We start from the raw sequence: 13,374 nt of genomic DNA on the forward strand, positions 1-13,374 counted from the left end.
TTCGTCGAACCGCGAGGTCAGTGAGCCTCGGCGTGTGGCCCCGTCCCCGTCTACTGACCCGGGAACAACAGGAGTCGCCCCGTCAGGAAGACGAAGTACAGCACCAGTAGATACGCGCCCTGGGTCCGCGTGAGGTCCCCATCCCGGCGGTACACCGACCAGCCGAGCAGTGCGGCGCCGACGGTTATCTTGAACGGGAGGTCCCAGCGGACGACGGCCGGCGGGACGTAGTACGTCGAGACGGCACCACCGAGCCCGATGCCGACGAGGGGGTTGACGATGTTGCTGCCGACGAGCGTCCCGAGCGCGATATTCGGCGACTGACGGCGTATCGCGTCCATCACGGTGGTCAGTTCCGGGAGCGCGGCGGCGACCCCGATCGTCACGATACCGATCGTGGACCCGCCGAGGGCGAGTGTGCTGACGACGACCTCGACGACGGTGAGCAAGAGTGAGGCGGAGATCAGGACCAGAACGAGCAACCCCGCGGCGACGACCGCGTCCCGGCGGGGATCTGCGCTCGGTCGCTCCCGGAGCGTCGGGGGCTGTTTCCGACGGGCGATCCGAACGCCGACGTACAGCAGGTAGAGCGACAGCATCACCACTCCGTCGAACCGGCTGACGGTCCCGTCCCAGGCGAGGAGCAAGGTCACGGAGAGCGCACCCAGCATCGGCAGATAACTTTCGCGGACGAACTCCCGAGAGAGGTGGATCTTGCCGTAGGAGATGAGGAGAATCCCGACCAGGAGGATCTGCTGGACGGTCGAAGAGCCGGTGTTTCCGCCGACGACGACGGCGGAGGTGACCCGATAGTCCAGGACGCCGGAGAGGATCCCGAGCGAGGCGACGAGATGCGAACCGAGTTCCGGCAGGCTCGTCCCCAGCGCGAGGATAGTCATCCCCACGAGGACCTCGTCGACCTCGTAGTACTCGGCGAGCGCGACCAACCGTTCGATGGCTCGGCCCGCCGCTGTCACCAGCGTGTAGAGGGCCACCGCGCCGATCGACACCTGCGTCAGTATCTCCCCTGGGACCGGCATGTCAACGGCCGGCCAGCCAGGTGTCGTCCCAGTCCCGCTCGTATTCCGGATCGAAGGGTTCCGTCGTCCAGACCGGACAGTCCTCGCACTCCCAGACCCGGCTGACGGACCCGTCTCGTGACACGATCCCGAGAGCCGCCCAGACGTGCTGGTCGCAGATCTCCACCTGGGTCATACGTGGGCCGAACGACGTCCACCGCGGCCAAAAGTCTACCCTCGGTTTCGGGCTCGATCGCGGCGTCGCGTCCGCGAGTGTGGGCCTCCTCCCCCTCGATCCGTCCGCCGAGACTCCGTGTCGAGGGAACCTGCAGGGCCCTTCGACCCAGTCACTCCGATCGCCGAACCGTCATCACTGGAACGGAGGACGTTCGAACCGTCTTCTCGGCCACACTCCCGAGTAGATATCGCTCGATGCCACTCCGTCCGTGGGTTCCCATCACGACGAGACCGATGTCGTGCTCGTCGACGTACGAGCGGATCTCGCGATAGGGGCTCCCGTACGTGACAGCGGTTTCGACCCCGGGAACGGACGATCGGGCTCGATCCGCGACGCGGTCGACGGCTGTCCGTGCCGACTCTTCGAACGCGTCGACTATCGCACTGGAGCCGACGTCGAGGCCCATCGACACCGTGTCGACGACGGAGAGCCCGTGCAATCGAGCGTCGTAGGTGCTGGCGACGTCGATAGCGGGGGGAATCGCCGCCTCGGCGCCGTCGCTTCCGTCGGTCGGCACCAGGACGTCGGAGAACGGATAGGTGACCTCGTGCTCGTCGCCCGCCTTGACAGTCAACACGGGCGCGTCCGACAGCCGGACTACTTTCTCGGTGACGCTGCCGAGGAGGTACCGCTCGATCCCGGTGCGACCGTGCGTACCCATGACGACGAGATCGATCCCCTCGTCGGTCGCGTACTCCAGAATCGCCCGGTGCGGGACAGCGGTGCGAACCGCCCGTTCGACCGAGAGGCCGGCCTCGGCGATCCTGTCACAGGTTCGCTCCGCGATCTCGGTGTGGGCTTCTTTCACCCGGTCGTACTGTGGCGCGTTCTCCAGGGGGCGGGAATCGACGACGCAGAGCGCGTGAACGGTCGCTCCGTAGCGGGCAGCGAGGTCCTCGGCGTATCCCACAGCGGTCTCCGCACAGTCGCTCCCGTCCGTCGGGACGAGGATGTCGTCGAACATCGGTCGATACGCTTCGATTCGTCCGCGAGCGACATCAAACTGCGTGCCATCGGACAGGTCCGCGGCGATGAATCGCCACGGAGGGGCAGTCACACGGACGTGGAGTGCAATCGATCGGAAAGCGAGCGGTCGAGTCGTCCCCGCCGTCGGTCGAACTCGTCGTCGGCGAGTTCACCGCGGACGTATCGATTACTCGGCGCGACTGCTGAATCCCGTTACTGTTCGGGTAGTCCACGAGGCCGATTAGCTCTCGGTGTGTTCGTTGCTGCATTCGAGTCACGCTCGAATCTCCTCTCTACCCGAGGCCATTTGGCGATCGCCCGTGTGTCCGTCTGCCGCTCGACGAGCCCGTAGCCGACGCGCTTCGGGAGGTGACTGAGATGCATCGCTGTCTGTGTGTCGTTCAGTACGTCGAGGGGGGTCCCAAGCGAGAACCGGCCAGTTCTCCTGGCCGGATTCACTCCCTCTGTGCGAGAGTGGTATTGTCCCCACATAACGGTGTTGTGAACGCTAACGGACCAATACCGGATTCCACAATATACGGGCCCGATACTGTTTTTCTACGATGGTGAAGTTTGGAAACACCTACAGAACCCCCGATACTCTGCGGATTCCGAAATTACTCTACAAAGCTGTCTCTGGTTCTTCTCCATCGACAGCTTTCCCGTGCGCGTCGATTTCTTCTCCTCCCTGCAAGAAGAAGTGGTTGAACGGCTGGACGTGTCTCCGTCGCACTAGTACCGAACTCTCGATTTCGACGCCGAGGTCGCGGATCGCGTGGGTGATTCGACTCGTCAGCGTCGTGTGCCCAGCGGGTCGTCAGCGGTCGGAACGGGCGATCGCGTCCGGTACGGAGCTAGCAGCCGTGTCACCGAGCCTTCATCCCGCCCGCGCGGTCGCCCCGTCCGGCCGCGTGATGGTTGCCGTCCATGCCATGGTGGGTGCCATCGTCAGCGTGGCGGGTCCCGCCGGCACCGTGGTGGTTGCCATCGGTCGCGTGATGGTCACCGTCGGTCGCGTGATGGTCACCGTCGGTCGCGTGGCGGGCCGGTTCGTCGACTGCCGCGCCCGCGTGCGACCCCATCCACGGGACCGCATCCGGGCCCACGAGGTCGGGCACGTGGTCTCCCATCCAGGCCGGTCAACCGGTCGAATCGCCGGTCGACGACGTGCCGACTGCCGTCTCGTTCCCCTGGGTCGGTTCGTCACCGTGTGCGCTGACGGCCGGCGCTGCGATCGCGAGACCGACGATCGCGAGCCCCACGAGCAGCCAGCGGCCGAGTTGTCTGTTGGTCATCGTCCTTCGCCTCACGTAGCCCTACGGGGGGTCGAGGTGTATCTCCGTGGGTGTGAACCCACTCGGGAGAACGTCCGAGACCGCCTATAGCGGTCGCTAACCGTTTTATTTCGACACTATCGTTCGTCCCGGCCGAATTCGATCGATGCCGACAGTCGGGGAGTGGACTACGGTTCGGACTGTCGCTGGAGGTCGTCGCTCGGGTAGACCCGGTAGGTCCGCCCCTGCGGTTCCCGGTACAACAGGCCGCGTTTTTCGAGCGCGCTCACAGTCTGGCTCACCTTGCTCTTCGAGAATTCGGAGCGGTCGCGCAGTTCGATCTGCGTGATACCGGGAGCGTCGAGAACGGGTTCGAGGACGCGTCGCTCGTCGTCCGGCAACAGATCGAGGACGCGATCCCGTGGCGCCGACTCGGGCGTGGTCGGCCCGTCGGCCCGACCCTCGTCGCTCGACGACGCGCCACTGACAGCGGACGGAGAACCGGGACCCCCGTCCTGAAACCGGCCGCTCGCGTCCGGATCCGTGACCTCGCCACGAGCCAGCAGGTACGCGCCACCGACGACGGTCACGGCGAAGAGCGTCCCGAACACGTACCACAGCGGATTCGGACCGTGCATCGCTCCCATCGACGTGTCCATCATCGGGCCCATGGATCCGTCGAAAGCGCGGCGCTGTCGGTAGGCCTGCCAACTGAGCGCCCCTCCGCCCAAGAGGACTACTCCGACGAGGACGCCGACGATAGCGTCCGCACGCCGTCGATTCATGCGACGACCCCCGAGTGGTACGTCCGCCCGTTCATAGTCCCCACTTCGGACGCCACCGGCGAACCAATTGCGGTTCGCGCTACGCGCGACGTGCAACCGCCCGGTATCGAACCGGACGGAGAAACGATTCACCCCATTCGCGACCCCGGTTCGAATCCGAGCCCGTCGAACCCCCAGTCCCCGGCTGTACGGCCACCGAGACGCGGTCCAGACGCCCGTTGCTCGCGCCGTCGGGACGACTGTTCGAACGCACCAGCCGGTTCGCGAACGGACGAAGCTACCGAGGCCCGGCAGAGACGGATTCGATTCTAATGTTTTACCGGCCCCAGACCGACAGACCAAACTTCGGGCCGGGTCCGTTGCACCAGAATGGAAAGGACAATCGCAATGAATGGTGAACGCGTACGAACGGATTGAGACGGAGTCTCAGGGTGAACACATGGCTGAAACCACAGACGGCACACGACTCGTCGTGCTCGTCCTCGCCGTCCTCGGTGCCCTCCTCGTCGTCCCGATGTTCTTCGTCGGATTCGGGATGATGGGATACGGGCCGATGATGGGTGGGCTGTGGGGCGACGGGATGCGAGGCGGCGGAGCGATGGGGGGCTGGTTGTTCGTCGTCGGCATCGCGATGCAACTCCTGTTCCTCGCCGTACTCGTCGGAGGGGCGTACCTCGTCTACCGGGCGATCGCGGGGAGTGAGAGCGGTTCGGATCGGGCGCAGGAAGAACTCAGACTCGCGTACGCTCGCGGCGACCTCACCGACGAAGAGTACGAACAGCGACGGGAGTCGCTCGAACGGGACTCCTGACCACCGGAGCGTGTGACCCGAACGATGACGCAAGCTGTCGACGGCTCGCGGCCGGTGGAGCGACGCTCCCTCCCCGACTGGCTCGACCGGTATACGACGCTCGGTGGCTACGGACTCCTCGTCGGGACGGGGCTCTGTCTGCTCGCGCTGTTCACGAACCCAGTGCCAGACCCCTCGTTCCCGTGGGCCACGCTTCCGCCGTCACTACGACTCCCAGTCGAACAACCGCGGATCGAACACTGGCCGGTGTCCTACACTGTCGGGATCTGGCTGTGGATCGCCGGCTTCCCGGCGCTGTTCCTGGCGGGCTACCGGCGCTACGGGACCGGCGTTCCGTTCGGATCGGCGACGTGGCTCGCCGGGCTTCCGACGCTCGCGATGTTCGGGTGGACGACCTACTGCCGGTTCTTCTGGCCGAAGCTCCACCCACCGACCTGGAACGCCCCCTCGTACACGTTCGTCTGCTGGCTGTACTGCTCCTCGTACGACGCGATCTGGAGCGACGTCGCCTACGCCGTCGCCCTCGTCGGGGTCGTCGCGACGGTCCTCACCGTGCGACGCGAACGGGGGAGCGGGTACGTCCTCCTCGGGTTCGGAATGCTGGCGCTCCCGCTCGGACTGCCCGCGGTGTACGAGGGATATCGACGGGCGACGGGGGCAGCGACCTGATGCGAACGGGGCCGTCGAAGTCGCGTGAGCGGCCTCCCGGTGGTGACCCTCGTCCCGTATCACGCCCGGGTGCAGACCGCGGCAGGATTCACGTCGCGGAATCGGCGACTCCGTTCGAGTCGACCTCGTCGAACGTGGAGCGGACGCTGGCGGTACGAACAATTAAGCGAGTGGCTAATATATTCGCCACTGGTGTTATTCTGAGTGGTCCGCTAGAGGAGCTACCACGAATGCCACACGCGAAACTCACCATCGACATCCCGGAGCAAACCTGGATCGGCGACATCTCCGCCGCCCATCCGGAGCTAGTGTTCCAGGTCGTCACCAGTATCCCGGGAGACGGGACGGGGATCGGGCTCGTCCGGCTCGTCGCGACCGACCCGCTGCCGATCATCACCGACATCCAGGCCCGCGACGACGTCGAGAGCCTCGAACTGCTCTGGAAACACGACGACGAGGCGCTCTTGCAGATACAGACGGAAAACCCGCTCCCGCTCCTTCCGGTCTGGCGGGCCGGCGTCCCGCTCAAGACGCCCTTCGACATTCAGAACGGGCAGGCGACGTGGGAGGTGACGACGTCCACGAGCCGCCTCTCGAACCTCCGCACGCAACTCGACGACCTCGGAATCTCCTTCTCCATCGAACACGTCCGCGAGATCGACGCGAGCGAAGCGGACCGCTTGCTGACCGACCGCCAGCAGGAGGTACTGCTCGCCGCGGTCGAAGCGGGGTACTACCGCGCGCCCCGGGAAGCGACGCTGGGCGACGTGGCCGACGCGCTCGGCGTCGCGAACGCGACGTGTAGCGACGTGCTCCATCGCGCCGAAGGCCATATCGTCCACTGGTTCGTCGACGAGCACGTGGACGTGTAGAATCGGCGGGAGGACGGGACTATTCCGTGAGGAGCCGTCTGAGGACGTAGTGCAAGATCCCGCCGTGTTCGACGTACGTCACGGCGGCCGGCGTGCCGACCTGTGCGGTGACCGGGAACTCGACGGTCGAGCCGTCCGCACGTTCCGCGACGACGGTCAGTTCGTCCATCACGTCGAGGCCGTCGTCGAGACCGCGGATGCTGAAGATTTCGGACCCGTCCAGTCCGAGGGACTCCCACGAGTCGCCGTCGTCGAACTGCAACGGGAGCACCCCCATCCCGACGAGGTTGTCGCGGTAGATGCGCTCGTAACTCTCCGCGATCGTGGCGCGGACGCCCAGCAGGTCCGTCCCTTTCGCCGCCCAGTCCCGGCTGGACCCGGTACCGAACTCCTCGCCGGCCATCACGACGAGCGGGACGCCGTCGTCGCGGTAGCGGCTGCTGGCTTCGAAGACCGTCGTCTGCTCGTCGGTCGGATGGTGGACCGTGTACCCGCCCTCGACGCCGTCGAGCATCTCGTTCTCGATGCGGACGTTGGCGAACGTCCCCCGCATCATCACCTCGTGGTTGCCGCGGCGTGCGCCGTAGGTGTTGAACTCGTGCGGGTCGACGCCGTGGTCGAGCAACCATTGACCGGCGGGGAGGTCGGGGCCGAAGGGGCCGGCCGGACTGATGTGATCCGTCGTGACGGTGTCGCCGAGCGTCAACAGACAGCGGGCGTCCTCGACGTCGGCGACGCCGGGCTTCTCCAGGGGGAAGTCCTCGAAGAACGGCGGTTCGCGGATGTACGTCGACTCGTCGTCCCACTCGTAGACGTCGCCGGTGGGCGCGTCGAGCGCGGCCCAGCGCTCGTCGCCCTCGAAGACGGAGGCGTACTTCGCTTCGAACATCTCGGGGGAGACGTTCTCGTGGATCGCGGCCTGCACCTCCTCGGCGTCCGGCCAGACGTCCGCCAGGTAGACCGGTTCTCCGTCTTCGTCGGTCCCCAGCGGCTCGTGTTCGAGGTCGACGTCCATCCGTCCCGCGAGTCCGTAGGCGACGACCAGCGGCGGACTCGCGAGGTAGTTCGCGCGGATCTTCGGGTGGATCCGCGCCTCGAAGTTCCGATTCCCCGAGAGGACGCTCGTCGTCCAGAGGTCGTGTTCGTCGATCGCCCGCTCGATCGCGTCCGGAAGCGGCCCGGCGTTGCCGATACAGGTCGTACAGCCGTACCCCACGACGGCGTACCCGAGGTCTTCGAGGTACGGGAGGAGTCCCGACTCCTCGAGGTACTGCGTGACGACGCGGCTCCCCGGTGCGAGGCTCGTCTTGACGTACGACGGGACGTCGAGACCCTTCTCGACCGCGTTGCGCGCGAGCAGCCCGGCCGCGATCATCACCGACGGGTTCGAGGTGTTCGTACAGCTCGTGATCGCGCTGACGAGGACGTCGCCGTGTCCGATCTCGACCGTCTCGCCGTCGAGGTCGACCTCCACGCGCTTGGTCAGCGGATCCAGGTCGGGCTTCGCTCGACTCACGGTGCCGCCGTCGGGTTCCGCACCGGCCGCGCCGCCCTCGCCGAGCCACCGCTGGAGGGCGTCTTCGTCGACCGCGTCCAGTTCGTCTTCGAACTCGCCGTGGAGGAGCGAGCGGAAGCTCCGCTTCACGTCGCCCATCGCGATCCGGTCCTGGGGCCGCTTGTGGCCGGCGAGGCTCGGTTCGACCGTGGAGAGGTCGAACTCGACGACCTCGGTGTACTCCGGCTCCTGCTCCCCGAACAGGCCCTGCGCTTCGAGGTACTCGCGGACGAGTTCGACGTGTTCGGGGTCACGCCCGGTGAGTTCGAGGTAGTCGAGCGTTCGCTCGTCGACGGGGAACACGCTGATCGTCGAGCCCTGTTCGGGCGCCATGTTGGCGATCGTCGCCCGGTCGGGGACGGTGAGGTTCTCCACGCCGGGGCCGAAGAACTCGACGAACCGGTCGACGACGCCGACCTCGCGGAGCCGTTCGGTGATGTGGAGCACGAGATCCGTGGCCGTCGCGCCCTCCGGGAGTTCGCCGTCGAGGCGGACCCCGACGACTTCCGGGAGTTTCATCGTGACCGGCTGGCCGAGCAGCGCAGCCTCCGCCTCGATACCGCCCACGCCCCAGCCGACCACGCCGATGCCGCCGATCATCGGGGTGTGACTGTCCGTGCCGACGAGCGTGTCCGGCAGGAGCCAGTTCTCGCCGTCACGTTCGCGGGCGTGGACGACGCGGCCGAGGTGTTCGAGGTTCACCTGGTGGACGATACCGGTCCCCGGCGGGACGACGTTGAAGTTCTCGAAGGCGTTCTGGGCCCACTTGATCGCCCGGTACCGCTCGGCGTTGCGCTCGTACTCCAGTTCGACGTTCTTCTCGTAGGCGTCCTCGGAGTCGAAGTAGTCGACCTGGACGCTGTGGTCGATCACGAGGTCGCAGGGGATCTCCGGTTTGACGAGCGTCGGGTCCCGGCCCTTGCGGTCGACTTCGGAGCGAAGCGCGGCCAGGTCGACGACGGCGGGCACGCCAGTGAGGTCCTGAAGGACGACCCGCGACGGCGAGAACGGGACCTCCGCGTCCGGAACCTCCGGCTCCCAGGCGGCGGCGTTCCGCACGTCCGATGCAGTGATCGATTCTCCGTCAGCGTTCCGGAGCACCGACTCCAGGAGGATCCGGATGCTCATGGGAAGCGTATCGAGGTCGCACAACCCTTCCGCTTCGAGCGCCCGGAGGTCGGCCATCTTGTAGGTGGTCCCCTCGACTTCGAGTTCGCGAACGGCGTCGAACGGTAGTGTTTCGGTCACAATACGCTAGAATTAGTGGAGCAGCACTATCAATTTCCCCCCGAATCCTGCCCGCCAGGAATCCGTCTCACGGGACGGCGACCAGTGACAGTCGACCTTCCGCCGAGCATCTGGCCCGACGACTCCTGACGACTGTGGTTCGCGACGGTGGGAATTCGGGCCGGCGGTGATTCGCGAGGACGGCGAGGGTACCGTGGAAGTGGGATTACGAATCGCGATGCGCACGGACGAACGCACGCCGGAGGACGGTCAGGAGGACGTACGTCTCGTATTTCTGCGTCCGGCAGTGCTCGCAGGGCTGCATGTCCGCGACGATCGCCTCGATCGAGTCGTCGAACTCCCCGGTGAGGGTGTCCAGCGCGTCGGTGATCTGGGGCTGGACGGCGTCGACCATCTCCGCGACCGCTTCGTCGGCCGAATCGGGGAGGGAGTACGAGAGGACGATCGTGTTCGCGTGGTAGTACTTCGTCGTGCCCCCGCGGCCTTCCTCGAATCGAACGACGTCGACGAGCCCGGCGTCCCGGAGCTCGTTGATGTGGTGTCGAACGGTGTTCTCCGTCCGGTCGACGCCCCGGTCCGAGAGCTGTTCGTGGACTTCGCCGGCCGTTCGGGCCTCGTCGGACAGGATGTCGAGGATCATCGCCCGCATCGGCTCGTCGATGGCGTCCGAGACGCGGGGGTCCCTGACCGCGATGTCTTCGAGCTGCTGGTCAGCCGTGGACGGTGTCATACGAGGACGGAAGCGACCGCGCGGGAAAAGTGCAGTGTGCGCTCTCGCCGCGAGAGAATCCCGTACGAGCACCGGCCCGAGGCCGGTTATCGACCGGCTGACGTCGGATCCTCGAATCGCTGCATGGCGAGTTCTCGAAGCTCTAGACGACCCGTTTGACCGCTCCGACGACTCGTCTCGCCGTTCAAACATATCATCTAAAAAATGCTTATTGCCGGACGGCGGCTACGGAGAACTGTGATGAGCGAAACGACTCAGATTCGCGTGATGGACTTCGACTGTCCGACCTGTGCGAGCACCGTCGAACGCGCGCTGTCGAACGTCGAGGGCGTCGAGGACGTCGAGGTCCACTACACCACCGGCCGCGTCGAGATCGACTACGACGAGGGAGTCGCGGACCCCGACTCGTTCGAACGGACCATCGAAAACCAGGGCTACACGCCCCAGGGCGCCTGACGACCCATGGCGACGGAATCGATCGAACGGTACTACCGGAGACACCGGAAGGCGATCGTCACCGGGACGAGCGGCCTGCTCTACGGCGGCGGGTGGGGCCTCGGCTACCTCACCGGACTCGACGCCGCGAGCGCCGCGATCCTCGTCCTCGCGACCGTCGTCGGTGGCTACGACATCGCCAAGACTGCCTATCACGAGGTCACTAACCGAACGCTCGGTATCAAGACGCTGGTGACGCTGGCTGCCATCGGTGCTATCGTCATCGGTGAGTACTGGGAGGCCGCGGCCGTCGTCTTCCTGTTTAGCCTCGGCAGCTACCTCGAAGGACGGACGATGCGGAAGACGCGAACGGCGCTCCAGGAGCTACTGGAGCTGACGCCCGATACGGCGACTGTCCGCCGCGACGGGACGCTCGAAGAGGTGCCCGCCCGCGACGTCGAGGAGGGCGAGGTCGTCATCGTGAAGCCGGGCGAGAAGGTTCCGGTCGACGGCGACGTCGTCGACGGCGAGAGCGCCGTCAATCAGGCGCCGGTCACCGGCGAGAGCGCGCCCGTCCACAAGGCCGACGGCGACGAGGTGTACGCCGGCACGGTCAACCAGGAGGGGGCGCTCGAAGTCCGCACGACGGGGTCCGGGGCGGACACGACGCTCGAACGGATCATCCGCCGCGTCGAGGAGGCCCAGGAGGCCCAGTCACCCACGGAGAGCCTGATCGACCGGTTCGCACGGTACTACACGCCCGCCGTGGTCGCGCTGGCGGTCGGCGCGTACGCGGTCACGCAGAACGCGATCCTCTCGCTCACGCTGCTGGTGATCGGGTGTCCCGGCGCTCTGGTGATCGGTCCGCCGGTCAGCATCGTCTCCGCCATCGGGAACGCCGCCCGGTCGGGGGTCCTGATGAAGGGCGGCGAACACCTCGAACGCGCCGGCAAGATCGACCTCGTTGCCTTCGACAAGACGGGCACCCTCACGAAGGGCGAGGCCACCGTCGCCGACGTCGAAGGGTTCGGGATCGACGGCGACGAAGTGCTCGAACTCGCGGCGATCGCCGAGAAGAAGAGCGAACACCATCTCGCCGACGCCATCGTCGATGCGGCCCGCGAGCGTCCGGCTGTCACGGACGGGGGAGCGACGATCGCCCAGGCGGACGACACGGACGCCGGGTCGCAGTCGATTCCCGACCCGGAGGACTTCGAGGTCGTCGCCGGGAAGGGCGTGGTCGCCCACCACGACGGGCGCGAGATCGTCGTGGGGAACCGGGCGCTGCTCGCCGAGCGCGGCGTCGAGGTCCCCGAGCGCGTCGGTGAGTACGTCCGCGACCGCGAGGAACGCGGCGAGACGGCTGTCTACGTCGTTCGGCGGGCGGTCGGAGCGACCGACGGAAGCGAGACCGGCGAACGGGCGAACGGCGAGCGGGAGCGACCCGCGAGCGGGGATGGGACCGTCGTCGGCGTCGTCGCCGTCCGCGACGAACTCCGGGAGGCCGCACCCGGAGTCATCGCCGAATTGCAGAACGCCGGTATCGAGACGGTGATGCTCACCGGCGACAACGAGCGGACGGCCGCAGCAGTCGCCGAAGAGGTCGGCATCGACGAGTACCGCGCCGAACTCCTCCCCGAAGACAAGCAGGCCGTCATCGAGGAGTACCGGGGTGCCGGCCACGTCGTCGCGATGGTCGGCGACGGCATCAACGACGCCCCCTCGCTGGCGACCGCCGACGTCGGCATCGCGATGGGCGCGGCGGGCACGGACACAGCCATCGAGACGGCGGACATGGCGCTGATGGCCGACGACCTCGAACGCATCCCGTACGCGGTCACGTTGAGCAAGGCAACCCGGTGGAACGTCCTCGAGAACGTCGGCCTCGCGGTGGTGACCGTTGCCGTCCTGCTCGCGGGCGTGCTCACCAGCTACGTCACCCTCGCCACCGGGATGCTCGTCCACGAGGCCAGCGTCCTCGCCGTCATCCTCAACGGGATGCGCCTACTCCGATACTGAACAGCGCAGCCGACCGACTCCAACGCGATACCAGCCAATGACAGAGAACACGACTCCGACCGACACGAACCGCACTACCACCGACTGGGCCGTCGACTACGACGTCGACCCGATCGAGATCCGCGACCCGGTCGCGGAAGCACTCGCGGTCCTCGACCCCGGCGAACCGTTCGTCGTCACGTACGAGGACGTCGTGAAAGCGGCGGGGCACTCCTGTCCGACCGCTGCCGGCGCCTACCGGATCGCCCAGGTCGGGCTCGACGCGCTCTACCCCGACGACTACCCCGTTCGGGGAGACGTCGAAGTCCACGCGGCCGGCCCGCGAGACGACGCGACGTACGGCGTGACTGGCCGGCTCCTCTCGTTCGTGACCGGGGCGGCCGAAGACGACGGATTCGGCGGGCTCGCCGGCGGCTACGGCGGACGCCGCGATCTCCTGCGGTTCGACGCCTTCGACCCGGACACCTCGGCACCGACAGTTCGCTTCCGGCGGACCGACACGGGCGAGACCGTCGAGGTGACCTACCACGTGAGCGACGTCCCCGACGGCGGGCCAGCGATCGGAAATCTCCAGCGGATTCTCGACGGGTCGGCGACCGAACAGCAGCGCGAGGCCTTCGCCGACGCCTGGCACAGTCGCGTCCAGGCCGTTCTCGCCGACGACTCGCTCTTCGAGGTGGACGCGATCGAAACCCAGTGAAATAGCCACGGGGGCTGGCAACGAGGATTTCCAGCGCGATAGCTTTCGACCGC

The 13,374-nt window shown here is 66.7% G+C and carries 14 protein-coding genes; 6 read left to right on the forward strand and 8 right to left on the reverse strand.

What is annotated here, in order from left to right; all coding sequences use genetic code 11:
* Window positions 1-50: 50 nt before the first annotated feature.
* The 6 genes from ACMGFE_RS10045 to ACMGFE_RS10070 all read right to left on the reverse strand — a co-directional run bounded on the left by ACMGFE_RS10045 (window position 51) and on the right by ACMGFE_RS10070 (window position 4,282).
* Window positions 51-1,040: a sodium:calcium antiporter gene (locus ACMGFE_RS10045; protein ID WP_436925020.1), complete on the reverse strand. Its 990-nt coding sequence runs from the start codon at window positions 1,038-1,040 to the stop codon at window positions 51-53.
* A 1-nt stretch (window position 1,041) separates the two neighbouring features.
* Window positions 1,042-1,215 carry a hypothetical protein gene (locus ACMGFE_RS10050; RefSeq protein WP_436925021.1) on the reverse strand — a complete coding sequence of 58 codons (174 nt, stop codon included), beginning with the start codon at window positions 1,213-1,215 and terminating at the stop codon, window positions 1,042-1,044.
* A gap of 151 nt (window positions 1,216-1,366) precedes the next feature.
* Window positions 1,367-2,314 carry a universal stress protein gene (locus ACMGFE_RS10055; protein WP_436925022.1) on the reverse strand — a complete coding sequence of 316 codons (948 nt, stop codon included), beginning with the start codon at window positions 2,312-2,314 and terminating at the stop codon, window positions 1,367-1,369.
* A gap of 775 nt (window positions 2,315-3,089) precedes the next feature.
* On the reverse strand, window positions 3,090-3,341 hold the full coding sequence (locus ACMGFE_RS10060; protein ID WP_436925023.1) for a hypothetical protein: 252 nt from the start codon (window positions 3,339-3,341) through the stop codon (window positions 3,090-3,092).
* Window positions 3,342-3,362: 21 nt separating this feature from the next.
* Window positions 3,363-3,518, reverse strand: a complete 156-nt coding sequence (locus ACMGFE_RS10065) for a hypothetical protein (protein ID WP_436925024.1) — start codon at window positions 3,516-3,518, stop codon at window positions 3,363-3,365.
* A gap of 167 nt (window positions 3,519-3,685) precedes the next feature.
* Window positions 3,686-4,282 (reverse strand): helix-turn-helix transcriptional regulator, encoded by a 597-nt coding sequence (locus ACMGFE_RS10070; protein ID WP_436925025.1) that lies wholly within the window; start codon window positions 4,280-4,282, stop codon window positions 3,686-3,688.
* Window positions 4,283-4,721: 439 nt separating this feature from the next.
* Between ACMGFE_RS10070 and ACMGFE_RS10075 the strand changes: the two genes are divergently transcribed.
* The 3 genes from ACMGFE_RS10075 to ACMGFE_RS10085 all read left to right on the forward strand — a co-directional run bounded on the left by ACMGFE_RS10075 (window position 4,722) and on the right by ACMGFE_RS10085 (window position 6,634).
* Window positions 4,722-5,093: an SHOCT domain-containing protein gene (locus ACMGFE_RS10075; RefSeq protein ID WP_436925026.1), complete on the forward strand. Its 372-nt coding sequence runs from the start codon at window positions 4,722-4,724 to the stop codon at window positions 5,091-5,093.
* Between the two features lie 54 nt (window positions 5,094-5,147).
* Window positions 5,148-5,762 (forward strand): hypothetical protein, encoded by a 615-nt coding sequence (locus tag ACMGFE_RS10080; RefSeq protein WP_436925027.1) that lies wholly within the window; start codon window positions 5,148-5,150, stop codon window positions 5,760-5,762.
* Between the two features lie 230 nt (window positions 5,763-5,992).
* Window positions 5,993-6,634 (forward strand): helix-turn-helix domain-containing protein, encoded by a 642-nt coding sequence (locus ACMGFE_RS10085; protein ID WP_436925028.1) that lies wholly within the window; start codon window positions 5,993-5,995, stop codon window positions 6,632-6,634.
* A gap of 19 nt (window positions 6,635-6,653) precedes the next feature.
* On the opposite strand, the gene acnA is transcribed toward ACMGFE_RS10085, so the two are convergent.
* Both acnA and ACMGFE_RS10095 read right to left on the reverse strand, forming a co-directional pair.
* Window positions 6,654-9,437: an aconitate hydratase AcnA gene (gene acnA / locus ACMGFE_RS10090; protein ID WP_436925029.1), complete on the reverse strand. Its 2,784-nt coding sequence runs from the start codon at window positions 9,435-9,437 to the stop codon at window positions 6,654-6,656.
* Between the two features lie 205 nt (window positions 9,438-9,642).
* On the reverse strand, window positions 9,643-10,167 hold the full coding sequence (locus ACMGFE_RS10095) for an ArsR/SmtB family transcription factor (protein WP_436925030.1): 525 nt from the start codon (window positions 10,165-10,167) through the stop codon (window positions 9,643-9,645).
* 240 nt (window positions 10,168-10,407) lie between these two features.
* On the opposite strand from ACMGFE_RS10095, the gene ACMGFE_RS10100 reads away from it, so the two are divergent.
* From ACMGFE_RS10100 to ACMGFE_RS10110, 3 genes are read left to right on the forward strand one after another with little or no spacing between them, the layout of a single operon-like run.
* On the forward strand, window positions 10,408-10,623 hold the full coding sequence (locus ACMGFE_RS10100; protein WP_436925031.1) for a heavy-metal-associated domain-containing protein: 216 nt from the start codon (window positions 10,408-10,410) through the stop codon (window positions 10,621-10,623).
* A 6-nt stretch (window positions 10,624-10,629) separates the two neighbouring features.
* Window positions 10,630-12,621, forward strand: a complete 1,992-nt coding sequence (locus tag ACMGFE_RS10105; protein WP_436925032.1) for a heavy metal translocating P-type ATPase — start codon at window positions 10,630-10,632, stop codon at window positions 12,619-12,621.
* A 37-nt stretch (window positions 12,622-12,658) separates the two neighbouring features.
* Window positions 12,659-13,321, forward strand: coding sequence for a hypothetical protein (locus ACMGFE_RS10110; RefSeq protein ID WP_436925033.1), 663 nt, complete (start codon window positions 12,659-12,661; stop codon window positions 13,319-13,321).
* Window positions 13,322-13,374 lie beyond the last annotated feature (53 nt).

This window comes from Halosimplex amylolyticum, from assembly GCF_051414035.1.
GTDB classification, from domain to species: domain Archaea; phylum Halobacteriota; class Halobacteria; order Halobacteriales; family Haloarculaceae; genus Halosimplex; species Halosimplex amylolyticum.

Coding starts and splice junctions, on each gene's coding strand:
- ACMGFE_RS10070 (WP_436925025.1), bottom strand. CDS start 4,282: ATGAATCGACGGCGTGCGGACGCTATCGTCGGCGTCCTCGTCGGAGTA.
- ACMGFE_RS10100 (WP_436925031.1), top strand. CDS start 10,408: ATGAGCGAAACGACTCAGATTCGCGTGATGGACTTCGACTGTCCGACC.
- ACMGFE_RS10085 (WP_436925028.1), top strand. CDS start 5,993: ATGCCACACGCGAAACTCACCATCGACATCCCGGAGCAAACCTGGATC.
- ACMGFE_RS10045 (WP_436925020.1), bottom strand. CDS start 1,040: ATGCCGGTCCCAGGGGAGATACTGACGCAGGTGTCGATCGGCGCGGTG.
- ACMGFE_RS10095 (WP_436925030.1), bottom strand. CDS start 10,167: ATGACACCGTCCACGGCTGACCAGCAGCTCGAAGACATCGCGGTCAGG.
- ACMGFE_RS10075 (WP_436925026.1), top strand. CDS start 4,722: ATGGCTGAAACCACAGACGGCACACGACTCGTCGTGCTCGTCCTCGCC.
- ACMGFE_RS10110 (WP_436925033.1), top strand. CDS start 12,659: ATGACAGAGAACACGACTCCGACCGACACGAACCGCACTACCACCGAC.
- ACMGFE_RS10105 (WP_436925032.1), top strand. CDS start 10,630: ATGGCGACGGAATCGATCGAACGGTACTACCGGAGACACCGGAAGGCG.
- ACMGFE_RS10065 (WP_436925024.1), bottom strand. CDS start 3,518: ATGACCAACAGACAACTCGGCCGCTGGCTGCTCGTGGGGCTCGCGATC.
- ACMGFE_RS10050 (WP_436925021.1), bottom strand. CDS start 1,215: ATGACCCAGGTGGAGATCTGCGACCAGCACGTCTGGGCGGCTCTCGGG.